At 43.6% G+C, this 25,647-nt stretch carries 18 protein-coding genes; 13 read left to right on the forward strand and 5 right to left on the reverse strand.

The annotated features are described in order from the left end of the window. Nucleotides 1-5: 5 nt before the first annotated feature. The 5 genes from betI (at nucleotide 6) to VXQ11_RS05755 (ending at nucleotide 7,184) form a co-directional block, all read left to right on the forward strand. Nucleotides 6-584, forward strand: a complete 579-nt coding sequence (gene betI / locus VXQ11_RS05735; protein WP_416680196.1) for a transcriptional regulator BetI — start codon at nucleotides 6-8, stop codon at nucleotides 582-584. Nucleotides 585-605: 21 nt separating this feature from the next. Next, the gene (gene betB, locus VXQ11_RS05740; RefSeq protein ID WP_416705616.1) at nucleotides 606-2,081 is read left to right on the forward strand and encodes a betaine-aldehyde dehydrogenase; all 1,476 of its coding nucleotides are present in this window, start codon (nucleotides 606-608) and stop codon (nucleotides 2,079-2,081) included. Between the two features lie 11 nt (nucleotides 2,082-2,092). Further along, nucleotides 2,093-3,748: a choline dehydrogenase gene (gene betA, locus VXQ11_RS05745; RefSeq protein ID WP_416705617.1), complete on the forward strand. Its 1,656-nt coding sequence runs from the start codon at nucleotides 2,093-2,095 to the stop codon at nucleotides 3,746-3,748. Nucleotides 3,749-3,877: 129 nt separating this feature from the next. Beyond that, nucleotides 3,878-4,648 (forward strand): hypothetical protein, encoded by a 771-nt coding sequence (locus VXQ11_RS05750; protein WP_416705618.1) that lies wholly within the window; start codon nucleotides 3,878-3,880, stop codon nucleotides 4,646-4,648. A 334-nt stretch (nucleotides 4,649-4,982) separates the two neighbouring features. Then, nucleotides 4,983-7,184 (forward strand): OsmC domain/YcaO domain-containing protein, encoded by a 2,202-nt coding sequence (locus tag VXQ11_RS05755; protein ID WP_416705619.1) that lies wholly within the window; start codon nucleotides 4,983-4,985, stop codon nucleotides 7,182-7,184. A gap of 296 nt (nucleotides 7,185-7,480) precedes the next feature. Here the strand turns inward: VXQ11_RS05755 and VXQ11_RS05760 are convergent, their stop codons facing one another. Together VXQ11_RS05760 and VXQ11_RS05765 are read right to left on the reverse strand one after the other, a co-directional pair. Further along, on the reverse strand, nucleotides 7,481-9,193 hold the full coding sequence (locus tag VXQ11_RS05760) for a 4Fe-4S dicluster domain-containing protein (RefSeq protein WP_416705620.1): 1,713 nt from the start codon (nucleotides 9,191-9,193) through the stop codon (nucleotides 7,481-7,483). A gap of 213 nt (nucleotides 9,194-9,406) precedes the next feature. Then, nucleotides 9,407-10,243, reverse strand: a complete 837-nt coding sequence (locus VXQ11_RS05765; RefSeq protein ID WP_064102868.1) for an IclR family transcriptional regulator — start codon at nucleotides 10,241-10,243, stop codon at nucleotides 9,407-9,409. A 492-nt stretch (nucleotides 10,244-10,735) separates the two neighbouring features. On the opposite strand from VXQ11_RS05765, the gene VXQ11_RS05770 reads away from it, so the two are divergent. The 6 genes from VXQ11_RS05770 (at nucleotide 10,736) to VXQ11_RS05795 (ending at nucleotide 18,810) form a co-directional block, all read left to right on the forward strand. Continuing rightward, a complete protein-coding gene (locus VXQ11_RS05770; protein WP_416705621.1) occupies nucleotides 10,736-11,890 on the forward strand; it encodes an acyl-CoA dehydrogenase family protein in 1,155 nt (384 codons plus the stop codon). A 31-nt stretch (nucleotides 11,891-11,921) separates the two neighbouring features. Then, entirely contained in the window at nucleotides 11,922-13,121 is a 1,200-nt protein-coding gene (locus tag VXQ11_RS05775; RefSeq protein WP_416705622.1) for an acyl-CoA dehydrogenase, read from the forward strand. Between the two features lie 254 nt (nucleotides 13,122-13,375). Continuing rightward, complete coding sequence (locus VXQ11_RS05780) at nucleotides 13,376-14,656, forward strand: MFS transporter (protein ID WP_416705623.1); 1,281 nt, start codon at nucleotides 13,376-13,378, stop codon at nucleotides 14,654-14,656. A 40-nt stretch (nucleotides 14,657-14,696) separates the two neighbouring features. Then, nucleotides 14,697-15,368 carry a 3-oxoacid CoA-transferase subunit A gene (locus VXQ11_RS05785; protein WP_416705624.1) on the forward strand — a complete coding sequence of 224 codons (672 nt, stop codon included), beginning with the start codon at nucleotides 14,697-14,699 and terminating at the stop codon, nucleotides 15,366-15,368. Further along, nucleotides 15,368-16,027, forward strand: coding sequence for a 3-oxoacid CoA-transferase subunit B (locus VXQ11_RS05790; protein ID WP_064096840.1), 660 nt, complete (start codon nucleotides 15,368-15,370; stop codon nucleotides 16,025-16,027). The genes VXQ11_RS05785 and VXQ11_RS05790 overlap by 1 nt, the downstream gene beginning before the upstream one ends. A gap of 203 nt (nucleotides 16,028-16,230) precedes the next feature. Further along, nucleotides 16,231-18,810, forward strand: a complete 2,580-nt coding sequence (locus tag VXQ11_RS05795) for an EAL domain-containing protein (RefSeq protein ID WP_416705625.1) — start codon at nucleotides 16,231-16,233, stop codon at nucleotides 18,808-18,810. 170 nt (nucleotides 18,811-18,980) lie between these two features. Here the strand turns inward: VXQ11_RS05795 and VXQ11_RS05800 are convergent, their stop codons facing one another. The 3 genes from VXQ11_RS05800 to VXQ11_RS05810 all read right to left on the reverse strand — a co-directional run bounded on the left by VXQ11_RS05800 (nucleotide 18,981) and on the right by VXQ11_RS05810 (nucleotide 22,876). Continuing rightward, nucleotides 18,981-20,180 carry an MFS transporter gene (locus VXQ11_RS05800; RefSeq protein WP_416705626.1) on the reverse strand — a complete coding sequence of 400 codons (1,200 nt, stop codon included), beginning with the start codon at nucleotides 20,178-20,180 and terminating at the stop codon, nucleotides 18,981-18,983. 17 nt (nucleotides 20,181-20,197) lie between these two features. Beyond that, nucleotides 20,198-21,463 carry a DcaP family trimeric outer membrane transporter gene (locus VXQ11_RS05805; protein ID WP_416705627.1) on the reverse strand — a complete coding sequence of 422 codons (1,266 nt, stop codon included), beginning with the start codon at nucleotides 21,461-21,463 and terminating at the stop codon, nucleotides 20,198-20,200. Nucleotides 21,464-21,577: 114 nt separating this feature from the next. Beyond that, nucleotides 21,578-22,876, reverse strand: coding sequence for an MFS transporter (locus VXQ11_RS05810; protein ID WP_064096774.1), 1,299 nt, complete (start codon nucleotides 22,874-22,876; stop codon nucleotides 21,578-21,580). A 454-nt stretch (nucleotides 22,877-23,330) separates the two neighbouring features. Between VXQ11_RS05810 and VXQ11_RS05815 the strand changes: the two genes are divergently transcribed. Continuing rightward, nucleotides 23,331-24,104 carry an enoyl-CoA hydratase gene (locus VXQ11_RS05815; protein WP_416680172.1) on the forward strand — a complete coding sequence of 258 codons (774 nt, stop codon included), beginning with the start codon at nucleotides 23,331-23,333 and terminating at the stop codon, nucleotides 24,102-24,104. A gap of 2 nt (nucleotides 24,105-24,106) precedes the next feature. Then, nucleotides 24,107-25,627, forward strand: a complete 1,521-nt coding sequence (locus VXQ11_RS05820; RefSeq protein ID WP_064096775.1) for a 3-hydroxyacyl-CoA dehydrogenase — start codon at nucleotides 24,107-24,109, stop codon at nucleotides 25,625-25,627. The last annotated feature ends 20 nt before the right edge of the window (nucleotides 25,628-25,647 follow it).

The following is a 25,647-nucleotide window of genomic DNA, read 5'->3' on the forward strand; positions in this document are numbered from 1 at the left end:
GACCTATGCCCAAAGTTGGTATGCAACCGATCCGCCGTCAGCAACTTATCGACGCCACTTTAGCTGCAGTCAATGAGCTGGGTTTTGCAGAAGCCTCAATCAGTCAGATTGCTCAAAGGGCAGGTGTCTCAACCGGCATTATAAGTCATTATTTTCAAGGTAAAAATGGCTTGATCGAAGCCACAATGCGTTACTTGTTGCAGCAATTAGGTACATCTGTTGCACAGATAAAGATGCAGGTTGATGACATACCGGAACAACGCTTACTGGCGATCGTCCGTGGTAATTTTGCTGCTCCACAAACGGACAAGGCAGCCATGAAAGTCTGGTTGGCATTCTGGGCTAGCAGTTTGCACCAACCTGAATTACACCGTTTACAGCAGATCAATCATTACCGTTTACATTCCAATCTCAAATATGAATTCATGAAAAAGTTGAGTAAAGACCAGGCAGAGAAAGCTGCTCAAGGTCTGGCAGCATTGATTGACGGATTCTGGCTAAGAGGTGCTTTGGTAAGTGGCGAAATTGATCCAGAACTGCCGATTGAACTGTGTAGTGAATATATCCGGCAACAACTCAAATAACCCACCTGCGAGGAAATTCCATTGACAACATTCAAACTGCAACGTCCTTATATTCATGGACAGTATGTCGATGCATCGTCCAATAGCACGTTTCAAACGATTAATCCTGCAACAGGCGAAGTTCTGGCAGACGTGCAAGTGTGTACGCGAAAAGATATCGATCGCGCTGTTGAATCGGCACAGAAAGGACAAAAGGTCTGGGCAGAAATGACGGCGATTCAACGTTCCCGTATTTTGAACAAGACGGTTGCCATCCTCCGTGAACGTAATGACGAGCTGGCGCGTTTAGAAAGCCTCGACAGTGGTAAAGCTTTCAGTGAAACATCCACCGTCGATATTGCGACAGGTGCAGATGTACTCGAATACTATGCAGGTATTTTACCAGCATTAGAAGGCCAGCAAATCCCGCTCAGAAGCAGTTCGTTTGTCTATACCCGCCGTGAACCTTTAGGTGTGGTTGCCGGGATTGGTGCATGGAATTACCCGATTCAAATCGCCTTATGGAAATCGGCACCTGCACTGGCAGCAGGCAATGCCATGATCTTTAAAGCCAGTGAAGTAACGCCTTTAACTGCATTAAAACTGGCAGAAATTTATACTAAAGCAGGTGTGCCGCATGGCGTATTTAATGTGGTGACCGGTAGTGGTGAAATTGGTGGCTATCTGACTTCACATCCGGACATAGCCAAAGTTTCATTTACCGGTGGTGTCGCAACCGGCAAAAAAGTCATGGCCCAAGCTGCGAATTCCAGCCTGAAAGAAGTGACTATGGAGCTGGGCGGAAAATCCCCGCTGATTATCTGTGAAGATGCCGATCTGGATCTGGCGGCAGATATTGCCATGATGGCCAACTTCTACAGTTCCGGTCAGGTCTGTACCAATGGTACCCGCATATTTGTACCTTTAGCCTTGAAAGCCGAATTCGAAGAAAAGATTTTGCAGCGTATTCCTTATATCCGTATGGGGGATCCACTTGATCCTGAGACCAATTTTGGTCCAGTGTCCAGCTTCTCTCATATGGAAAAAGTATTGAGCTATATTGAAAAGGGCAAGATCGAAGGTGCACGCTTATTGTGTGGTGGTGGCCGTGCTGAAGATGAGCAGTTTGCGCAAGGCGCTTATGTGCTACCAACGGTATTTACCGATTGTCGTGACGACATGACGATTGTTCGTGAAGAAATCTTTGGTCCAGTCATGAGTATTCTGAGTTATGACTCAGAAGAAGAGGCGATTCGTCGAGCCAATGACACCGAGTATGGTCTGGCAGCTGGTGTCGTGACGCCGAATCTGGCACGTGCACACCAGATTATTCACCAGATTGAAGCCGGCATTTGCTGGATTAATACCTGGGGCGAATCACCGGCAGAAATGCCAGTTGGTGGCTATAAACATTCAGGTGTCGGTCGCGAAAACGGTATTGTCACGCTACAGCAATATACCCAGACCAAGTCAGTTCAGGTCGAACTCAGTCCTTTCCAGTCTGTATTTAGCGCATAAGGGAGGATTGGATGAATTACGATTATATTATTATTGGTGCAGGTTCGGCAGGAAATGTGCTCGCAGCGCGTTTAACTGAAGATCCGGATGTGAAAGTCCTGCTGCTGGAAGCGGGTGGGCCGGATTACCGTCTAGACTTCAGAACACAAATGCCGGCTGCATTGGCTTATCCATTACAGGGACAACGCTATAACTGGGCCTATCTGACCGACCCCGAACCTCATATGAATAATCGTCGTATGGAGTGCGGGCGTGGAAAAGGTCTGGGCGGTTCTTCGTTAATTAACGGCATGTGTTACATTCGTGGTAATGCTATGGATCTTGAACAGTGGACCAGCCTTAAGGGGCTAGAACACTGGAGCTATGCCGAATGTCTGCCGTATTATAAAAAAGCTGAAACGCGCGATATTGGCGGCAATGATTATCATGGTGATTCTGGACCGGTTTCGGTCGCAACACCGAAAAATGGCAATAATGAACTGTTCCATGCCATGGTCGAGGCAGGTGTACAGGCCGGCTATTCACGTACTGATGACCTGAATGGCTATCAGCAGGAAGGTTTCGGGCCGATGGACCGTACCGTAACGCCGCAAGGCCGTCGTTCCAGTACAGCACGCGGTTATCTCGATATGGCCAAAGGCCGGGATAATCTCACGATTATTACCCACGCCATGACCAACCGTATTCTGTTTAATCGTAATCAGGCGATTGGTGTGGAATATTTTGAAGGACAAAATACCTTACAGCCGATTCAGGTCTTTGCAGATCGTGAAGTATTACTATGTGCAGGTGCAATTGCCTCGCCGCAAATCCTGCAGCGCTCCGGTGTGGGTCCGGCTGAACTGTTAAAAAGTCTGGATATTCCTGTGGTTCAGGATTTGCCAGGCGTGGGTGAAAACCTGCAGGACCATCTGGAAATGTACCTGCAATATAAGTGCAAAAAACCTGTCAGCTTATATCCAGCACTCAAGTGGTATAACCAGCCGATGATTGGCGCTGAATGGTTGTTTTTAGGTAAAGGTATCGGGGCCAGCAACCAGTTTGAAGCTGGTGGTTTTATCCGCTCTTCAGACGAATTTGAATGGCCTAATATCCAGTATCATTTCCTGCCTGTGGCGATTAATTATAATGGCACCAATGCCATTCATGAACATGGCTTCCAGGCTCATGTGGGCTCTATGCGTTCACCGTCACGTGGCCGTGTCCGTCTGAAATCCAAAGACCCGTTTGAGCATCCAAGTATTCTGTTCAACTATATGAGTACTGAGCAGGACTGGCGTGAATTCCGCGATGCCATCCGTATTACCCGGGAAATCATGCATCAGCCGGCATTAGATCCCTATCGTGGTGAAGAAATCAGTCCAGGAAAACATCTACAAACAGATGCTGAAATTGATGAATTTGTTCGTAATCATGCAGAAACCGCGTATCATCCATCGTGTAGCTGTAAAATGGGTGAGGATGACATGGCGGTTGTCGATGGTTATGGACGCGTACATGAAATGCAGGGGTTGCGTGTGATTGATGCCTCGATTATGCCTTTGATCATTACCGGTAACCTCAATGCAACTACGATTATGATCGCTGAAAAACTGGCAGACCATATTCGTGGCAAACCTGCTCTTGCGCCTTCATCGGCACCTTTTTACAAGGCGCCTCGCGCTTAAATCATGGTTTTATTCCTGTCATCTGGCAAAGCAGGAGTAAAACGAATTTCAATTTTTTCCCAAAAACGGAGATAAAACCTCGACTGCTTTCGTTTTATCTCCGGCTTTGCTTAATACAATTTATATTTTATGAAAATATTCAATCAAACAGTGCTGTTTGGCTGTGCTGCTGTTTCAAGTCTTTACTGTTATGCCGATGATGCAGAAGTAAAACAAATAGAAGCAAGCGGAAACTTGAGTGTGGTATCCAAATATATCTCCCGCGGTTTGACCAATGCACCTGAAAATGATGACGTTGCTGTACAGGCTGCATTGAATCTGGCTTATGGCAATTTTTATGTCGGATATTGGGGATCTACGCTTGGATACTCTTATGCAGAAGTGCAGGGGCGTCCGGGACATCGCTCAGACAAATTCGAGCATGACTTTCTGCTGGGTTATACCCATAGCAGCAAAAATTATGATTGGGATCTATGGAACGCAACTTATTATTATCCGGGCGGCAAGCATACTACCGGAAATGAGCTGGGTTTAAATGTAAGTCGTGCAGTGAATGATCAGACCAGTATCGGGGCCAGCATATCGACCTATCTGTATGATGTGGCTTATGCCAATCAGGGCGATACTTTTTATACCCTTAACCTGAACCATCAATTGAATGATCGCCTGAATGCCAGCGTTACGGCAGCAGGGAGCTATTTTAACGATGAAGGCAAATATGAGGGCGGTGAACTGGGCGATACCGAAAAGCAGTTTGCCTTTCGTTATGCTTCTGCCGGACTCAGTTATGCGCTTTTACCGCAGTTGAGTGTGTCAGGTGAATATATCTTTGGCGGTTATGACCGCTATGATGACAAGCAGCGTAATCTTGCAGTATTTGCACTGAGTTATGATTTCTAAAGTTATCTCAGACTAGGCAGGTGAAAATCTGCCTTATCTGCAACTTTGATTAATAGTATAAGCCATGACTTGAAGTAGATTCATGCTCCGGCAGCTCAGGAAAGACTGAGGGTCTGGTTTAATCTGCCAGAATTTCAGACAAATATTATCAATTTCATAAAATAATTCTATAATAGCGCCCATTCTCGGCAGCGTTATCCAGACACTTAGTCAAATGGCATAACCTGACCATTTTCTATTTTTCATTCAAGTTCTCCTCCGTGAACCGGCTTGTATATTCAGATTCAGCATCTTATCTGTCCGTGACGGCACATAAGAATATTTAGGTATCTACATGGAAATTAAGGTCAATTATCTCGATAATCTTCGTCAGGAAGCCAAGTTCGATGACTTCACGGTGATTGCCGATCAGCCGATCCGCTATAAAGGCGATGGTTCTGCACCCGGCCCATTCGATTATTTTCTGGCATCGTCGGCACTTTGTGCGGCTTATTTTGTCAAAGTCTATTGCGCAGCACGTGACATTCCGACCGACAATATCCGTCTGTCACAAAACAATATTGTTGATCCTGAAAACCGTTATAAACAGATTTTTAAAATTCAGGTGGAACTACCGGCTGATATTTCTGAAAAAGACCGTCAGGGCATTTTGCGTTCGATTGACCGCTGTACCGTGAAAAAGGTGATTCAGACCGGTCCTGAATTTGTTATTGAAGAAGTGGAAAGTATCGATGCAGATGCTCAAGCCTTGTTAATGCCAAGTCTGGCTTCTGAAAACAGTACGTTTATTCCAGGTAAAGACCTTCCGCTGGAAGAAACCATTGCCAATATGTCTGCCATTCTGGCAGGCCTCGGCATGAAGATTGAAATTGCGTCTTGGCGTAATATCGTGCCGAATGTCTGGTCATTGCATATCCGTGATGCGCAGTCACCAATGTGCTTTACCAACGGTAAGGGTTCGACCAAGGAAAGTGCGCTGGCATCTGCCTTGGGTGAATTTATTGAGCGTCTGAACTGCAACTTCTTCTATAACGATCAGTTCTGGGGTGAAGATATTGCCAATGCAGAATTTGTGCATTATCCAGATGAAAAATGGTTCCAGCCAGGTCCGAATGGCGAACTACCTGCAGAAGTTTTAGATGAACATACCCGTGAAATTTATGATCCTGAAGATGAGTTATTGGGTACCCATCTTTATGATACCAACTCAGGGAACAAGGCTCGCGGCATCTGCTCACTGCCATTTGTACGTCAGTCTGATGGTGAAACCGTTTATTTCCCGTCGAATCTGATTGAAAACCTTTACTTAAGTAATGGTATGAGTGCCGGCAATACCTTGGCTGAAGCGCAAGTACAATGTCTGTCTGAAATTTTTGAGCGTGCTGTTAAACGCGAAATTCTGGAAAGTGAACTCGCATTACCGGATGTGCCTGAACATGTTCTGGAAAAATATCCAAAAATTGTTGAAGGTATTAAAGGTCTGGAAGAACAGGGCTTCCCAGTTCTGGTCAAAGATGCTTCATTAGGCGGTCAGTTCCCGGTCATGTGTGTCACCTTGATGAACCCACGTACCGGCGGTGTATTTGCCTCATTTGGTGCCCATCCTAACTTTGAAGTGGCATTAGAACGCAGTCTGACTGAGTTGTTACAAGGCCGTAGTTTTGAAGGTCTGAATGATCTGCCAAAACCAACCTTTAGCAGCAATGCAGTAACTGAACCGAATAATTTTGTTGAGCATTTCATCGACTCGAGCGGTGTGGTGTCTTGGCGTTTCTTCAGCGCGAAATCAGATTATGATTTTGTCGAGTGGGACTTCACCAATAATGGTCAAAATTCGAATGCGGATGAAGCTCAGGAATTATTCACAATTCTGGAAGACATGGGCCATGAAGTTTATATGGCGGTGTACCAGCATTTAGGTGCAACAGCTTGCCGTATTCTGGTACCGGGCTATTCGGAAATTTATCTGGTAGAAGATCTGGTTTGGGACAATACCAACAAGGCTTTGTTATATCGTGAAGATATCCTGAATCTGCACCGTCTGGATGATGAACAACTGGAAGCACTGGTTGAGCGTCTGGAAGAAGCAGATGAGGATGATTATACCGAGATCAAAACCTTGATCGGTATCGAGTTCGATGAAAATACTGAATGGGGCCAACTTACTATTCTGGAACTGAAACTTCTGATTTATGTGGCTTTGCAGCAATTTGAAGAAGCCAAAGATCTGGTTGAGCAGTTCCTGCAGTTCAATACCAATACCGTGGAACGTGGGCTGTTCTACCAGTGCATGAATGTCGTTCTAGAAGTCATTCTGGATGATGAAATGGAACTGGAAGATTATGAACACAACTTCCGTCGTATGTTTGGTGATGCCCGTATGGATGCCGTTCTAGGTTCAATCGAAGGAACAGTTCGTTTCTATGGTTTGACCGAAACCAACATGCAGCTTGAAGGGCTGGATCGTCATCTACGTTTAATTGACAGCTATAAGAAATTGCATGCAGCGCGTGCCAAGTTTGTGGCTCAGCAATAATCCATAGATGAATGACTAAAATTTTTCGTCATTTGTTTTAAATCTTAAAAATGGCTTACTCGGTTTCGAGTAGGCCATTTTTATCTCTGACCCTATATGCGATCTTTTCTATTTTTTCTATTTTTTCTATTTTTTCTATTTTTTCTATTTTTTCTATTTGAAAATTTATTAATCTCAGCTCCCGAGGGAACTGGGATTACCTAAAAAATTAAAGTGAAGTGTTAATACTAACTGCTTCAAGATTGGGTATGTGAATGAGAGAAATAAATTTATTTCTCTCATTCACAAGAATTACCTTACATATTCGGGTAATTCGGACCACCACCACCTTCCGGTGTCACCCAGGTGATGTTCTGGGACGGATCCTTGATGTCACAGGTCTTGCAGTGCACACAGTTGGCTGCATTGATCTGGAAGCGCTTGGAACCGTCATTATTTTCCATGATTTCATACACCCCCGCCGGGCAGTAACGCTGTGCAGGCTCATCCCATTTCGGCAGGTTTACTTCAACCGGAATGGACGGGTCAGTCAGTTTCAAATGCGAAGGCTGGTTTTCTTCATGGACCGTGTTCGATACAAATACCGAAGACAGTCGGTCAAAAGTCAGCTTGCCATCCGGTTTTGGATAGGTCGGCTTGAAGTTCACTGCATCGACAGTTTTTAATGCCTTGAAGTCAGGCAGCAGGTCATGCAGGGTAAACGGTACTTTAAACACGTTCTGGTCGATGAAGTTGAATGCACCTCCCATCCATTGACCGAACTTGTGCATCGCCGGGCCGAAGTTACGCGAGCTGTACAGCTCTTCTTTCAGCCAGCTATGGTTGAACTTGTCGGTATAAGCAGTCAATTCCTTAACAAAGAAATCTTCGCCCTCTACCACGCGTGCAATCGCCAGATCACCACCTTTTTCTACACCGGCAGCAATCGCTTCAAATACCGCTTCACCGCAGAGCATGCCGGATTTCATTGCCGTATGAGAACCCTTGATCTTGGCGAAGTTCAGGAAGCCGGCATCATCCCCAATTAATGAGCCACCCGGGAAGGTGAATTTCGGCAGCGAGTTAAAACCACCTTTGGTCACGGCACGGGCACCATAAGAAATACGCTTGCCACCTTCCAGATACTGCTTGATCAGTGGATGGGTTTTCCAGCGCTGCATTTCCATGAACGGATACATATGCGGGTTTTCATAAGAAAGATCCACGATCATGCCCAGGGTCACCTGGTTGTTCTCGGCGTGGTACAACCACCAGCCACCTGAAGAACCGGTTTCATTCAATGGCCAGCCAGCACCGTGCATCACCAGACCTGGTTTATGTTTGGCCGGATCAATTTCCCAAAGCTCTTTAATGCCAATGCCGTAATGCTGCGGATCGGCATCCTTGTCCAGGTTGAATTTCTGGATCAGGCGTTTACCCAAATGACCACGGCAACCTTCTGCAAATAACGTGTATTTGGCATGCAGTTCATAACCCGGGGTAAAGTTATGCGTCGGTTCGCCATCTTTACCAATACCCATGTCACCGGTCTGGATGCCTTTTACCGTGCCATCTTCATGGTACAGAATTTCTGAGGCGGCAAAGCCCGGGAAGATTGACACTTCCAGCTCTTCAGCTTTCTGGCCTAACCAGCGCACCACGTTGCCGAGCGAGATGACATAGTTGCCCTCATTGTGCATGGTTTTAGGTACCATCCAGTGCGGTGCTTCCTGTGATTTTTCATCTGACAGCAGGAAGAAGGTTTTATCTTCAGTCACCGGGACATTCAGCGGGGCACCCTGTTCTTTCCAGTCCGGGAACAATTCGTTCATGGCACGTGGTTCAAGCACCGCACCGGAAAGAATATGTGCACCGACTTCGGAGCCTTTTTCTACAACACAAACGGACAGATCGTTTAAGTTGTTTTCAATTGCAAGTTGACGGATTTTGATCGCAGCAGAAAGACCCGCAGGGCCTGCGCCTACGATGACGACGTCAAACTCCATCGACTCTCTTGTTATATCTTCCATAATATAAAATCCAATTTCGCTATACGATATTTATAGCATTATCTAAATCGGTTATGAAGCTTATTTTTGATCTTTTTATTTGAAATAGGACTTTACTTATTTATTTCACAGCATCAAAAAGGTTTGCGGCAAATTCTGGGTAAAGTAAGAAGATGTATAGACTGGGTATTTAATAAAAAGAGCGACTTAATGTCGCTCTGATGATTAATTTTTTTATATATTATTGAGATTCATCGCAATATTATTCACCATGTGAATCAGACGCGGTCCAATTTCATTTTCCAGTTTTTCCTGATTGAGAAGATAACTTGGAGCCCCACAGTTAAACGTTAAAATTCCATGTTTGGGATGCACCAGTGGAACTGCCACGGAATTCACATCCTTAGCCCAGTCACCTAAAGACAGACAGTAGCCATAATCCTGATAATCACGGATTGCACGTTCCAGATTACGCTTGATAGTTGGCCACTGGTCTTCGTTTCTTTTCTTGATCGCATCAAATAAATATTCACGTTCTTTTACATCCATTGCTGCCAGGCAGGCACGTCCCATGGCACTGCTATGAATCGGTAAAGTCGAACCAACAGGGCGGCGCATGGTCAGCGTCGACTCTGTATGTACCACTTCCAGATAAATCATGCTCAAACGGTCACGTGTAGCCATTGCCACAGGGGCTTGGGAATAACGCGACATTTCTTCCATAAATGGATAAGCCTGAGTCCGCGCAGAAATATTACTCAGAGCTGCATAGCCCAAAGCCAATACACCCACATCTAGTAAATATTTTGTGGTATTAGGCAATTGTTTTAAATAACCTAAAGAAACCAGGGTACTGGTAATACGCGCTACAGTCGGCTTAGGCAAGTTGGTTAATTGTGCAATTTCTTGATTGCCAAGTAATTGATTGGTTGAAGAAAAGCAGCGCAAGATTTCCAATCCACGCGCAATAGACGCAATAAATTGAGGATTGTTTTCTCTATGAATATGTGAAATCGGGTCTAAACGGATTTCATCAAAATTGGGAATTTCACCAGTTTTATTTTTTGTCATGTTCAAGGCAATTAAGGTTAAATTAGTAAATATGATAACAATATAATTTCACGATACAAAATAAAACACTTATACAAAAGATAAAATGTAGAAAAAAGTACCTAAATTATTTGTGATCGGAAAGAATGTAGTTATCCAAGCTTCCAGACAACATACAGTCATCTGGTTTTCAGGTTAAAGAAAGTCATTCAAAATTTCGATTTTTCACCACAATAGCAATAATTAATAAGCATTACCTCAAGAAGAAAGATGCAGCCTTATCTTCAAAAGTTGATAAACACAACGATTCCTCATTGGTAATATTTCGCATTGTGAAATTAAATCTTAAACACAACTGAACTCGAATGCCAGAAAAATTTCATTTTTAAGATAAAAATAAAAATTTTGGTAATTTTTCTTGCTAAAAATGATTTTATGTGATTATTTATTTCGTATTGCGAAACAAAAATAATGGTAAAGGAATTTACCTAAATTATATCCATGGAGATTTATATGATTCGTGATCCAGAAATGTTAGACCAGCTTCTGTCGACGATTCGAAATTTTGTAAAAAATGAACTGGTGCCTCTCGAGCATGAAGTAGAAGAGAACAATGCCATTCCTGAACATATTGTGGAACAGATGAAAGAGTTGGGTTTATTTGGCCTGACGATTCCAGAAGAATATGGCGGTTTAGGTATTACCATGGAAGAAGAAATTCTGGTCGCGATGGAGTTGGGTCAGACATCGGCTGCCTTCCGCTCTTTAATTGGTACTAACAACGGCATTGGCTCAAGTGGCATCATCATCGACGGTACAGAAGAACAAAAACAGAAATATTTACCGCGTTATGCAACGGGCGAAATTATTGGTTCATTCTGTTTAACCGAACCTGATTCAGGGTCAGACGCTGCTGCTTTAAAAACCAGTGCAGTCAAAGACGGCGATTATTATATTTTAAACGGAACTAAACGCTTCATCACCAATGCCCCACGAGCTACGACATTTACCGTGATGGCACGTACCAATCAAGAAATTAAAGGTGCTAGTGCTATTTCAGCATTTCTAGTTGAAGCAGGCACGCCTGGTTTAAGCCTAGGTAAAATTGACAAGAAAATGGGCCAACATGGTTCCTATACCTGTGATGTAATTTTTGATAACTGTAAAGTGCATAAAGATCAACTGATTGGCGGTGTAGAAGGGATCGGCTTTAAAACAGCAATGCGTGTGCTGGATAAGGGTCGTCTGCACATTGCCGGTTATAGCGTTGGCATGGCAGAGCGCATGCTGGAAGACGCACTTAACTATGCAGTGGAACGCAAACAGTTTGGTCAGCCCATTGCGAATTTCCAGCTGATCCAGGGGATGTTGGCAGACTCTAAGGCCGAAATTTATGCAGCCAAATGTATGGTGCTGGATGCTGCGCGTCTGCGTGATGCGGGTCAAAATGTTACGACTGAAGCCTCTTGTGCCAAAATGTTTGCAACCGAAATGTGTGGCCGAATAGCTGATCGCTGTTTGCAGATTCATGGCGGAGCGGGTTATATCAGTGAATATTCAATTGAACGTTTCTACCGTGATGTGCGACTGTTCCGTTTATATGAAGGAACCACACAAATCCAGCAAATTATTATTGCGCGTGAAATGATTAAACAAGCAACTGCCTAGTCTCATAATTTTAAAATAAGGAAATATTAAAATGACGACAAAAATTAAATTTGATTGGCAAGACCCATTTTTAATCGAACAGCAACTGACATCAGAAGAGCGCATGATTCGCGATGCAGCGGCAGCATACTGTCAAGACAAACTGATGCCGCGTGTACTGGAACAGTTCCGTCATGAAAAAACCGATCCGGCTATTTTCCGTGAAATGGGAGAACTGGGTTTACTCGGTCCAACCATTCCGGAACAGTACGGCGGTGCAGGTTTAAATTATGTCAGTTATGGTCTGATTGCCCGTGAAGTTGAACGTGTCGATTCAGGTTACCGTTCAATGGCCAGCGTACAAAGCTCTCTGGTGATGGTACCCATTAATGAATTTGGTTCTGAAGAGCAAAAGCAGAAGTATTTACCAAAATTAGCAACCGGTGAATATATTGGTTGCTTCGGCTTGACCGAGCCAGATCATGGATCAGATCCTGGCAGCATGATTAGCCGTGCTAAAAAAGTCGAGGGTGGTTACCGTTTAACAGGCGCAAAAATGTGGATTACCAATAGTCCGATTGCCGATGTATTTGTAGTTTGGGCCAAAGAAGTTTCTGCCGAAGGTAATGTCGGTGACATTCGTGGCTTTATTTTAGAAAAAGGCTGGGAAGGGCTTTCTGCTCCAGCGATTCACGGCAAGGTGGGTCTACGTGCCTCAATCACCGGTGAAATTGTGATGGATAACGTCTTTGTTCCAGAAGAAAATGCATTTCCGGAAGTTCGTGGTTTAAAAGGGCCTTTTACCTGCTTGAACAGTGCGCGTTACGGGATTGCATGGGGTGCGATGGGAGCTGCAGAATTCTGCTGGCATACCGCGCATCAGTACACCATGGACCGGAAACAGTTTGGCCGACCACTCGCGGCCAATCAGCTGATCCAGAAAAAACTGGCAGACATGCAAACTGAAATTGCCCTTGGCTTACAGGTGGCTTTACGTTTTGGCCGCATGAAGGATGAGGGTATTGCTTCAGTTGAAGGTACATCTTTAATTAAGCGTAATAACTGCGGTAAGGCACTGGATATTGCCCGTTTGGCCCGTGACATGATGGGTGGAAATGGTATTAGCGATGAATTCGGTGTAGCCCGTCATCTGGTTAATCTGGAAGTGGTAAATACCTATGAAGGTACCCACGATGTACATGCCCTGATTTTAGGACGTGCACAAACCGGAATTGCAGCATTTTGCAACTAAACCTGAGATCTCCCTCTAGCCAGCATTGCTGGCTAGATTGTTTTCGGGGTTAAGCATCGCGGCTTAATCACATCTATTTGTAGATTGCTATGTGATTTCACCGTATTCAATTTTTAAAAACCTTGAAAAGCATCTTCATACCACTTTGCTAAAACGTGGTAATGATCAGTAAATATTCTATATTTCACCTAAATAATTAAGTGAAATATGCGTTTTAAAAAGGCACAGGAGTGCCGAAAAGTAGAAAGAGCATTATGGATACGATCAGTTCACAACAACACCCAGTGGAAGGTAGAAACGAACCCAAGCAAAAAGTCTGGATTCTGGCCTTTATCTTCTCATTTTTGGCATTACTGGTTGATGGCGCTGATATTGCATTATTAGCCTACAGTCTGACCAGTCTGAAACAAGAGTTTTCATTAAGTAATATGCAGGCCGGTGCCTTAGGAAGCTGGACACTTGCAGGGATGGCTATCGGCGGTTTTTTTGGTGGCTGGGCTTGTGACCGTTTTGGCCGGGTTCGTGTGATCGTCGTTGCCATTGCATTATTTTCTTCATTAACCTTCTGGCTGGGATTCGTGGAAAGTTATGATCAGTTCAAATGGCTGCGCTTTACTTCTGCGATTGGACTAGGTGCTCTATATATTGCCTGTAATACACTCATGGCAGAGTATGTACCCACCAAATATCGCTCTACAGTATTGGCAACGCTCATGACTGGCTGGACTTTAGGCTCGGTGGTCGCAACTGTTCTAGCTGGATGGCTGTTGCCTGAATTTGGCTGGCGATACCTCTATTATATTGCCATTATTCCAATTGTACTGGCTTTCGCGATGTACTTCTTGGTGCCTGAACCGAAAGCCTGGTTAGAAGCACGTCAGGCCCGACTGGATGCAAAAGCTAGTGGTATTGTCCAGGAAAAGCCCAAGAACACTTTTAAAATGATTTTTGAAGATACACTCAGCCGTCGCATGTTTATCCTCTGGTCCTTCAGTACCGCATTTTTACAGTTTGGCTATTATGGAGTCAGTAACTGGCTACCGGCCTATTTAGAGACTGATCTGGGAATCAAGTTTAAAGAAATGACCATGTATATGATCGGGACTTTTCTGATCATGATGTGTACCAAAGTCATTGCCGGTTTTATCGCTGACCGGATTGGCCGTCGTGCGGTATTTGCTTTTGGCACCATGGGTACTGCGATTTTTATCCCTGTGATTGTCTTTGGTAATACGCCGGATAACATTCTCTGGCTGATGTTATTTTTTGGTTTTCTCTATGGTATTCCATACGGTATTAATGCGACTTACATGACAGAAAGCTTCTCCACCAAAGTGCGTGGAACAGCAGTGGGTGGTGCCTATAACGTCGGCCGACTGGGTGCTGTATTTGCACCTCTTACGATTGGCTATTTTGCTCAAGGAGGCTCAATTGGTACGGGCTTACTGATTATGGGGATTGCCTATTTTCTTTGTGGCCTGATACCCGCTTTCTTTATTAAAGACCGCTTATTTGATCCGCAAAAGGCAGATTAATCTGCACTTGCAATATAGATAGAACATGCTAGGAAGCAATATGATGAATAAAATCACAAAGGATATCGAGACGGTACTCAAGCAAATTCCTGATGGTGCACACATTATGACCAGTGGTTTTGGCCTGGCAGGTCAGCCGGTCGAATTAATCGAAGCATTAATTGATCTTGGTCCTCGAGACTTAACCATTATTAACAACAATGCTGCTTCTGGAGATCGTGGTCTAACCAATCTGCTGTTGTCTGGACTGGTTAAAAAAATGATCTGTTCATTCCCGCGGGCCAATAACTCAACCGTCTTTGAAGACCTGTATAAGGCAGGAAAAGTTGAACTGGAACTGGTGCCACAAGGCAATCTGGCCTGCCGTATTCAGGCAGCCGGTGCAGGCTTAGGAGCTGTTTTTACTCCAACCGGTTTTGGTACCAAAATTGCTGAAGGTAAAGAAACCCGAAATATCAATGGAAAAGATTATGTGCTGGAATATCCGATTCATGCTGATTATGCCTTGGTATATGCCAATCAGGCAGATCAGTGGGGCAACTTGACCTACCGTAAGGCAGCACGGAATTTTGGTCCGATCATGGCCAAAGCAGCAAAAACCACCATTGCACAAGTGCATCAGATTGTGGAACTGGGAGAGCTTGATCCAGAGATCATCGTAACGCCGGGAATTTTTGTACAGCATGTGGTCAAGGTTGGAGATATTAAATGATGAATATTCAAAAACGTAGCCGTGAACAGATTGTGGCTAAAGTGGCACAAGACATTCCAGCTGGCTCTTTTGTGAATTTGGGTATTGGTTTACCGACACGCGTGGCTGGTTATTTAAAACCTGAACAAGGAGTAATTCTGCACTCGGAAAATGGTGTTTTAGGTTTTGCTGCATTGAATGATCCTGAACAGGCAGATGATGACCTGATTAACGCCGGTAAAGAACTCGTAAGCATGTTGCAAGGTGGCAGTTTTATGAATTCTGCGGACTCTTTCGATATCATGCGAGGCGGGCATCTGGATATCTGTATCATGGGTGCTTTTCAGGTTGCTATTAATGGTGATTTGGCGAACTGGCATACCGGTAATGCTGATGCTGTACCTGCTGTAGGTGGGGCAATGGATCTGGCAGTGGGTGCTCGATGTGTCTATGTCTGTATGGAGCATATGACCAAAAACGGTGAAGCAAAAATCGTTGAAGAACTGACTTATCCTCTAACAGGTAAGCAGTGTGTCAACCGCATTTATACCGATCTCTGTGTGATTGAATTAAAAGATGGCCAAGCTCAGGTTATTGAAATAGTGGATGGCTTAAGTTTTGAGGAGTTGCAAAGGAAGACTGGCTGTAAATTAGTAGACAGTCGTCAACAAGCAGCCTAAAAATAAGACATCAAAATTTGAACGAGTGAAACATAATTTCAAATCACAGCTTTGGCTGTGATTTTTAAACTTTAATATTAATATTTTTTACACATAAAATGAGGCAAATTTCGCACTTTTAAGATGTACATATAAACTTTTGCTAATGATTATCTTAAGAATAAGTCTAAAATGTTAACAAGCTAAGGAAGGTGATAGTCTGAATGCATAATAATTGTGATGATCAAGATATTTTTCATATTTTTAATCTGATTGGCCGCCATACTGAACTCAAACCTATTCTCGACATTATTAGCCAATGGCTGGAATCACGTATTCCAGAGGCGCTTGTCACAATTATGCTCTATAGAGAAGACTCGCAAACTTTAAATGTTATAAGTGGCCAGCAGCATTTCTCAAAAGAGTACTGTAATGTCATCCAAGATTTAAAGATTGGTCCTGATCGAGGAACCTGTGGCGTAGCTGCTTTTTTGCGTCAACTCGTCATTAGTCCAAATTTAATGAAAGATCCAAACTGGCAGTCCTACCGTGCTGTAGTGAATGCAGAAAAGCTGTCTAGTTGCTGGTCTATGCCGATTATAAATGCCTCAGATATTTTATATGGCACTTTTTCGACCTATTATCGGGCACCCAAAATACCGACAGAACAGCATATTGAGCTTTTGAAACAAGCGGCAAAATTAGTGGCCCTCGCAATCGAACTTGATCAGGAGCGTCAAAAAAGACAGGAGCTTAATGAGAAATACTGTTCTTTTTATACTTATCATCCCCATATCATTTTTGAACTTGATTTACAGGGGCATATGCTTACTACCAATATTGCTTGCGAAGAAATTACAGGATTTTCTAAAGAGCAAATTTGTGGTCAGCATTATTGTGCTTTTATACCGCCCGAATTTCATGAGCTGGCCAACTTTTCATTTATAGAAACGCTGCAAGGTAAATCTCAACATTTTGAGCTTCCAATCTATAATGTTACTGGAGATATTTTATGGCTGGATTTGACCAATTTACCGATTATACAAAATCAGAAAGTTACCGGCGTTATTGGCATTGCGCGGGATATTACTTTATCCCGTAAAAACAAGGAGGATTTGCGTTTATTAAAACGGGGAGTAGAAGCCAGTCCGAATAGTCTTTTTATTACCGATGTTTCAGAAGAAAGGTTAATGGTATATGTGAACCCGGCTTTTCTCAAGCTCACAGGCTATACAGAAACAGAAGTTTTAGGGCAAGGCTGTTTTTTCTTGCAGGGTCCAGATACTGATCCGGATCAAATTTCATTACTCAAGCAAGCAGTTAAAAAACAAAAAGAAATTCAGGTCACCATAAAAAGTTACTGTAAAGATGGCAGCTGGTTCTGGAACCGTTTAACCCTAGGTCCTATTTTTGATCAGACTGGAACCTGTACCCATTTTCTAGGAATTCAGGAAGATATTACCCAGCAACTTATTCACGAAGAATATATCCGGCATCAGCATACCCATGATTATTTAACCGGTTTGCCGAACCAGCATGCATTTAAGCAAATTCTGGAAAATATTTTTGAAGTACAGCATGAGAGTTCAGAACCTTTGGTGCTGCTATATATAGACCTGGATGACTTTAAAAATATTAATGACAGCTTGGGTCATCTGGTGGGGGATCAGATTCTTAAAAGTGTGGGTGAGCGGCTGCAAAAATTTATTCAAGACGATAACGTACTATGCCGCTTTGCTGAAGATGAGTTTATCTTACTGCTTTCAGGAATATATGAGTCATCTGAAGTGGAGGCGATCGCTGGAGAAATTCTTGAGCTTCTTTCCATACTTTTTGTTATTGATCAGTACAAAATACATTTAAGTGCCAGTATTGGTATTGTGGCGGATGACAGCTCAATCCAGCATTCATCTGAACTGATCTATCAGTCTGTTTTGGCAATGCAGGAAGCCAAAAGACAGGGGCGTAATATGTGGCAGTGGTATGAAAAAAACAAAATGCAGCCTGTCGCAGAAATAGATTATACCAATCTGCGTCTGGAACTCATGGAAGCGATCAATCAGGAAAATTTCGACCTGTTCTATCAGCCGCTGGTTCATCCTGAAACTGGACATGTAATAGGTGTGGAAGCCTTAATCCGTTGGTGTCATCCGCAACAGGGTTATATTTCCCCAGCAATTTTTATCCCTCTTGCAGAAAGAACCGGGCAGATTATTAGTGTAGGCCAGTGGGTGCTGGAAAAGGCCTGTTTAGATATTGCGCACTGGAACAAGAAACATAATAGCCAGATCACGGTATCGGTGAATATTTCTCCGCTACAATTCCGTAGAGCAGGCTTTTTACAGGTACTTGAACATGCGCTTCAACTCAGCCAATTACCGCCGGAACTACTTAAAATTGAAATTACGGAAGGTGTCATCATTAATGGTGCAGACCGAACCATAGAAATTTTAAAAGCGGTGCGTACTTTAGGTGTACAGGTTGCCATTGATGACTTTGGCACAGGTTATTCGAGTCTCAGTTATCTGCGTCGCTTGCCAATCAATCAAATCAAGCTAGACCGTAGTTTTATTGAAGAGTTGACCCTCGATGGTCAGGATGCTGCAATTGTGCAATCTATTATTCATCTAGCCCATCAGCTGGATTTGGAAGTTGTCGCAGAAGGTGTCGAAACCTTAAGTCAGGCCAGTTTGCTCTATCAGCAGGGCTGTGATTTGCTACAAGGCTTCTTTTATGCAAAACCTGCACCTTTAACTGAATTGAAATCTGTTTATCTCGCAATGGAAAATAGTAAATTGAATTAACTCTAAAAAATTAAGATATCAATATTTTCAACTGCTCTTCAGAGAGAAAGGAAACGTTAAAAGTCTAAAGAATTTTTCTATTTTTGAACGTATCATCTTTAGAATTTGCACTTGGTACAGAAAGCGGGATAAAAAATAAGCTTTTTAACCCCAAAGGTTTTTAACAGTATCTAAGGCTCAGGCTGAATATTGGCTAAATTTCTTTCTTGGTTTAAATCATAATAGTTAATCACAAAGATCAACACGGCAAAAATAAAACCTAAAATGACACAGGCAGACCAGCCATAGCTTTTCCATAAATGCAGCGATAAAAATGCCCCCAGACCGGCTCCCGAAAAATAACAGGTCATATAGATGGCATTAATCCGTGAGCGAGCCTGCATTGAAATTCGATAGACCAGATTCTGGTTCAGGACATGCAAGCAGGAAATTCCGAAATAAGCCAGAATCAAGCCCAGGATATAAATCCATAAATAATTCTGGGCAAAGAATAAGGGAATCCAGGCCAGAATCAGTCCGCATGTGGCCAGATGCGCAATCCATTTTTCCCGATGCCTGCCAATCATTTTACCGGTCCATTGAGAGGACCAGATGCCGACCACACCCACAATACCCATGAGACCAATCTGGAAATCATTAAAATGATACGGTGCTTCAGCCAGAATAAAAGTCATGGTAGTAAAGATAATACTCAGCATGCCAAAACCCAAACCTCCGATCATACTACGCCGGATCAGCATGGGTTCTGTTCGGGCAAAGGTAAATAGTGAGCGATAAATTTGCAATATATTCATCTGCAACTGGCTCTTGGCACTCGGCAACTGGAACCACATGGCCAGACTTAGCAGAAGAATTGCACAACCACTAAATAGGTATACCGCATGCCAGGACCATAAAGTAGAAATCAGTCCGGCCACGGTACGGGCAAACAGAATACCAACCAGAACACCACTCATGAGCAGGCCAACGACTTCGGCACTTTTATCACGTTGCGACAGGCTGGCGGCAAAAGGAATCAGAATCTGGGTGGTAATCGAACAAAAAGAGGCGAGTAGAGTAAAGCCATACAACATATGCAGATTGGTACTGGCTGACAGCCCAATAAGTGCCAGTCCGGTACAGAACATTAAACTGCAGATGTACAGCCGTTTTTCAAACAAATCTCCGAGAGGGACAAACAAAAATAACCCGGTGGCATAGCCAATCTGGGTTAAAACCACAGTCCAGCCAGACTGGGCTACACTGATCTGCAGATCCTCAGCAATAGAATAAATCAAGGGCTGGTTAAAATAATTACAACCTGCGCAGAGTGCGCAGGTCATTGCCATCATGAACATGAAACGGCGTGAAATTTGCCTTTGGGCTGACATCCTTGTCTCCTGAGGCCTTAAAAACTATAGTTGGCAGAGAGGTTGATACGCGAAATATCTGCTTCCTTATTGTCAAAGGTTTCACGCTTGCCATGATGATATTCTGCACCCAGATTAATCTTTGGAACAGGAGAATAGATCACGTTAGCCACATAGTCGGTTAAGCGCTTATTGGCTTCCGGATTGGCTTTGGCATAATCGCTAGAATCATCAAAATCGACCACACTGGCTGCAATACTGCTACGCCATTTCGGTGTGAATTTATGCGTAAATCCGATATTCAAACTGTTAAACTCATTCAGTAAAAGTTCATTATTGGTTGTATCCACCGAATAGTCGCCACCCCAAGCTGCGCCGTCAACCGTAGAACCCTGAATTAAAAAGGCAGCAATACGCTGATCGCCCACTATATGGAAATAGTTGCCCTGAATAGAGTTTCTATCATCAAAACGATAACGTCCACCAGCACCAACCCCCCAGCCAATTTTCTCGATATCACCTGTCGCGGTTTGCGCCTGCTTTTCATTGATAAAGCCTTGAGCTAACAGATGTACCGGACCGGATTGATGTACAAATTTGGTGGTTAAAGCAGGTAAGGCAGAGGAGCGATCACCACCGGCCATATATTCCAGGCCAATATTCCAGGTATTTTCCGGATCAAGCTTAAACGCATAACTGACCTGGGGAGTACGCAGGATCGAACCACCGAGCAATAAACTATAGTCTACCGCATCGGTGCTAATTTCCGGCGTAGACATGAGTGACCAGGCCTGACCAAAAGTCCAGTTATAATATTTAAAATATGCATGACGGATACGGAGGCCACCATCACCTTTGCCATTATTGGTCCAGAAATCGGCTTCCAGACGTGCGGAAATATTCGGATTACCTCCCAGATCTTTGGCTAGGAAACCAATACGGCTGGCAGCTGCAGTAAAATCGGAACGGACTGAATCAGGTTCAGTAAAAGGCACTTTATTGATCTGGTTAATGGTTCGGCCACGGGTTTCTGGCGTACTTTTAAAATCAATCGCGCCATCCAGACGGATCATTCCATACACATCCACATTGTCCATCATGCTACTTAAACTTTTGGAGTCTGCTGCTTTAGACTGTTCCTGTTGTGCTTTTAAAGCAAGCTGTGACTGTTTTTGCTGTTCCAGTTCAGACTGAATCTGTTTGAGCTGTGCTTCTAGAAACTGGATACGATCTTCCGATACTTCTGCTGAAAGTACAGTTCCTGATGCGATACCGCACAATGTGGCTAAAACTAATTTTTTCATTTCTTAATCCCTGAAGAAACTTTTAATCCTGAATGAAAGGAAACCTTTCTATACGTGTGGTCAATATTTGGAGAAAGAGGAAGACAGCAAGTTAAACTGCCTTCCGGAGAGTATTTATTCTGCTTTTTGCGGATCGTATAAACGGTCTTTAATAAACAGGGCCGGAATTAAGCCGCAGAAGAAGTAGGCAGCGCCCATCACCATCAAGCCAGTTCCAATTGAGCCATGCATGGCCAGATAGCCAATGGTAATCGGGGCAAAAATGGCACCGATCCGGCCAATATTGAATGCACCACCCACGGCTGTTCCACGAACTGCAGTCGGGAAGCTTTCAGTTAAATAGGTTGCATTAATGGCATATGGAATGCCGTACAGGAAACCAAAGATCAGCATCAGTACACCGATGTTATCTGGAGTGTGCATGTAGACCACGACCGGAATGAACAGCGCAGTTCCCATGGTGCCGAAAGCAAACACGATACGACGGCCGATCTTGTCAGCAACATAGCCCGCAATGATTTTGGCGAATATCATGGTCAAGAAAGTACCAATCATATAGATCGCCATTTCCTTGAATTTGATACCTAATTCAGCTTCCAGATAACTTGGCAGCCAGTTACTTACACCGAAATAACCGAATAAGAGAAAACCTGAGCTGAATGACCATAAGATAAACATTCTGCCGTGGGTTTTATCTTTTAAAATGGTGATATATGGATTGCCTTTTTTCGCATTATTATCCACGATCTGGCCAGTTCTTTTCATTTCCCGAACACGTTTCCACGATTCTGGTTCAGGCACCATAAAGTGCATGAGGATACCGAGTGCTAAAGGTGCAATCGTAATCCAATACAGCATACGCCAGCCGAACTCAGGAATAATCCAGCCTGAAAGCATGGTAATCACCAGAGAACCCAGAGTAAAACCGGTCATTAATGTTGCCAGCACTGTGGTACGGTATTTGGTTGGTACATATTCAGACATCAAGGTATTACAGGCAATATACAAGCAGCCCAGACCTAAGCAGGACAGGGTACGTAACATTGCAAATTCAGTATAAGACTGTGCAAAACCTGAGTAGGCAGACAAGATCGAGAAGGCGATAGTTGCCAGTACAATGACGCGGACACGTCCAAATTTGTCGCATGCCCATCCACCAATAAAGCCTCCGATCCCCATACCTAAAAGAGAATAACTTCCCAAGGCACCCGCCTGTACAGAAGTCAGGCCCCATTCCGCTTTCAGACTGGTCAGACTGAAAGCCAGAATCCCGATATCTGCACCGTCACAGAGCAAAATCAGAAAAGCAAAGACAAAAGCCGTCATCCATAGACGTTTTGGTGCCTGTTTAATGGTATCCGTGGAGGAGACATCGGTTTTATTGTCTCCTGTTACGATGGTATCGCTTGTCATTGTTATATCCTCTATATATTCAAAGTAGCATTTCCTCTGCTACCGCTAAATCCATTTTTCTTCCTCACGGAAACATAGTTTTCCTGATTTAACAGACTTGCTCTAAACACAACAGCCGCTGCATTTATTATCAGGCTACATTCGATTTTTCACGCTTTACGCAAAATCAAAATCCTCTCATTGCTGGAAAATTTGATTTCGTAAATTACTTGTAAGTTCTGCCTTATGGTGATTATTCATTGAAATGAATAATCAAATTGCATTTAAAATATTTAATTCCGTATTGCGAAATTAATTAATCATAAAATGAGCAATTGAACAAGAGTTTTTACTCTATTTTTATTTAAAAATAACTTTTTTGAATTCTGGAGTTAAAAATCCTTGATTTATAGCTTAAGAAACCTTAGTTTTATATAAAATAAAATTTCGCTATACAAAATAAATGGAGATTTTAATGGAACAGGTAGTTCAAGTAGAACAAGTTTCAGCACATGTAGCGATGGTTAAAATTCATCGACCAGAAGCGAAAAATGCCCTGAATACAGAAGTTCGCCAGAAACTTGCGGCGGCTTTTTTGCAACTGAATGATGATGAAAATGTCCGTGCCATTATTCTTACCGGTGGTGAAACAGATTTTGCAGCAGGCGCAGACCTGAAAGAACTGGCCAATGCAGAAACCATCCAGATGATGCAGCGTCGGACTGAACGTTACTGGCAGGCGATTGCACAATGTTCCAAACCGGTGATTGCAGCTGTAAACGGTTATGCACTGGGTGGTGGCTGTGAACTGGCCATGCATGCAGACATTATTATTGCCGGGAAAAGTGCCCAGTTTGGTCAGCCTGAAGTGAAAGTAGGTGTCATGCCCGGTGCAGGCGGTACTCAGCGTTTATTCCGTGCAGTTGGCAAATTTCATGCCATGCGCATGATCATGACTGGTTGTCTGGTACCTGCACCGGAAGCCTATCAAATTGGTCTGGTGTCCCAGGTGACTGAAGACCGTGAAACCCTTGCTACAGCTATCAAGATGGCGGAATGTCTAGCGAAAATGCCGCCAATTGCTCTAGAGCAAATCAAGGAAGTGGCTTTATTGGCCGAAGATGTACCACTCAATGCTGGACTTACCCTGGAGCGTAAATCTTTCCAGATGCTGTTTTCTTCAGAAGATCAAAAAGAAGGTATGCAGGCCTTTATTGAAAAACGTAAACCGAATTATCAGGGACGATAAGCATGAGTATTCAGATTCAGAAAATCGGCATTATTGGTGTAGGCACGATGGGTGCAGGTATTGCCCAGATCGCGATTCAGTCTGGTCATGATGTTGTACTGTTTGATGCCAAAGAAGGGGCAGCCGAACAGGCACAGGACAAACTGGCCAAAACATTAAATACCTTGGCAGATAAAGGTAAATTCAGCCATGAAAAAGCCGCTGAAGATATTGCTCATCTGTCGACTGCGCAGCAGCTAGAAGACCTGAAAGATTGTGACTTAATTGTTGAAGCGATTATTGAAAATCTGGAAATCAAGCAAAAATTGATGCAGCAACTGGAAGGAATTATAAAACCAGAAGCGATTCTGGCATCCAATACCTCTTCATTGTCGATTAGCGCAATCGCCGCCAACTGTAAGCAGCCAGAACGTGTTGCCGGTTATCACTTCTTTAATCCGGTACCACTGATGAAAGTGGTCGAAGTGATTGAAGGCTTTAACACCCGTGCTGACATTATTGAAGCATTAACCCAGCTCTCGACAAAAATGGGTCATCGTCCGGTCAAAGCTAAAGATACGCCAGGGTTTATCATTAACCATGCCGGCCGTGCCTTTGGTAGCGAAGCCTATGCAATTCTGAATGAAAATGTCACACCATTTTATGATATTGACAGGATCTACCGTGACGGAATCGGTTTCAAGATGGGGCCGTTTGAATTAGGTGATCTGACCGGTATGGATGTCTCGCATCCGGTGAGTGAATCGATTTATCACCAGTATTATGAAGAAGCACGTTACCGTCCAAGCGTGATTACCCGTCAGCGTTTTATTGCCAAGCAGTTAGGTCGTAAAACCGGTAAAGGTTTTTATGATTACACCTCGGGCAGCAAAGTAGGTGATGTGGCTCCAGCATTGGTTGAAAAACTCGATCAATATCCAGCAGTCTGGCTAGGCACAGAATATAGTGAAGACCGTCAGGCACTTGAGCAATATCTGCAACAGTTCAACATTCAGATTGAGCAAACTGAGATACCTTCAGCAGAGGCTTTAATCCTGATTGCCACTTATGGTGAAGATGCAACATCAGCCGCTGTTCGTTATCATGTGGCACCTCAGCAAGTGGTGTGTATCGATCTGCTATATGGTCTGAATAAACACCGTACCTTGATGCCAACTTTTGTCACCCAACCTGAGCTAATAAAAGCAGCCCAATCGATTTTCAATCTGGATGGTATGACCGTCAGCGTAATTCAGGAAAGCGTCGGCTTTGTGGCTCAACGTGCTTTGGCAATGATTGTGAATCTCGGCTGTGATATTGCCCAGCAAGGCGTTGCAACGGTAGAAGATATCAATATCGCAGTGAAACTAGGCCTTGGCTATCCATATGGCCCTATTGAATGGGGGGATGTACTGGGTGCTGAAAAAATCCTGAAAATATTAGACCGTATGACTGCGATTACCCGTGACCAGCGTTACCGTCCAAGTCCTTGGTTGCGTCGCCGTGTTCAGCTTGGTCTGCCTCTTGTTCATACAACAAATTAATTAAAAAGTTAAAGGAATAA

The sequence above is a fragment of the Acinetobacter sp. 197 genome (assembly GCF_048148385.1).
GTDB classification, from domain to species: domain Bacteria; phylum Pseudomonadota; class Gammaproteobacteria; order Pseudomonadales; family Moraxellaceae; genus Acinetobacter; species Acinetobacter pecorum.

Excerpts from the sequence above, each read along its gene's own strand:
- VXQ11_RS05780 (WP_416705623.1), top strand. The coding sequence starts at position 13,376 with ATGGATACGATCAGTTCACAACAACACCCAGTGGAAGGTAGAAACGAA.
- VXQ11_RS05790 (WP_064096840.1), top strand. The coding sequence starts at position 15,368 with ATGAATATTCAAAAACGTAGCCGTGAACAGATTGTGGCTAAAGTGGCA.
- VXQ11_RS05750 (WP_416705618.1), top strand. The coding sequence starts at position 3,878 with ATGAAAATATTCAATCAAACAGTGCTGTTTGGCTGTGCTGCTGTTTCA.
- VXQ11_RS05810 (WP_064096774.1), bottom strand. The coding sequence starts at position 22,876 with ATGACAAGCGATACCATCGTAACAGGAGACAATAAAACCGATGTCTCC.
- VXQ11_RS05760 (WP_416705620.1), bottom strand. The coding sequence starts at position 9,193 with ATGGAAGATATAACAAGAGAGTCGATGGAGTTTGACGTCGTCATCGTA.
- VXQ11_RS05770 (WP_416705621.1), top strand. The coding sequence starts at position 10,736 with ATGATTCGTGATCCAGAAATGTTAGACCAGCTTCTGTCGACGATTCGA.
- VXQ11_RS05765 (WP_064102868.1), bottom strand. The coding sequence starts at position 10,243 with ATGACAAAAAATAAAACTGGTGAAATTCCCAATTTTGATGAAATCCGT.
- VXQ11_RS05805 (WP_416705627.1), bottom strand. The coding sequence starts at position 21,463 with ATGAAAAAATTAGTTTTAGCCACATTGTGCGGTATCGCATCAGGAACT.
- VXQ11_RS05775 (WP_416705622.1), top strand. The coding sequence starts at position 11,922 with ATGACGACAAAAATTAAATTTGATTGGCAAGACCCATTTTTAATCGAA.
- VXQ11_RS05755 (WP_416705619.1), top strand. The coding sequence starts at position 4,983 with ATGGAAATTAAGGTCAATTATCTCGATAATCTTCGTCAGGAAGCCAAG.
- VXQ11_RS05785 (WP_416705624.1), top strand. The coding sequence starts at position 14,697 with ATGATGAATAAAATCACAAAGGATATCGAGACGGTACTCAAGCAAATT.
- VXQ11_RS05815 (WP_416680172.1), top strand. The coding sequence starts at position 23,331 with ATGGAACAGGTAGTTCAAGTAGAACAAGTTTCAGCACATGTAGCGATG.
- VXQ11_RS05800 (WP_416705626.1), bottom strand. The coding sequence starts at position 20,180 with ATGTCAGCCCAAAGGCAAATTTCACGCCGTTTCATGTTCATGATGGCA.
- betA (WP_416705617.1), top strand. The coding sequence starts at position 2,093 with ATGAATTACGATTATATTATTATTGGTGCAGGTTCGGCAGGAAATGTG.
- betI (WP_416680196.1), top strand. The coding sequence starts at position 6 with ATGCCCAAAGTTGGTATGCAACCGATCCGCCGTCAGCAACTTATCGAC.
- VXQ11_RS05795 (WP_416705625.1), top strand. The coding sequence starts at position 16,231 with ATGCATAATAATTGTGATGATCAAGATATTTTTCATATTTTTAATCTG.
- VXQ11_RS05820 (WP_064096775.1), top strand. The coding sequence starts at position 24,107 with ATGAGTATTCAGATTCAGAAAATCGGCATTATTGGTGTAGGCACGATG.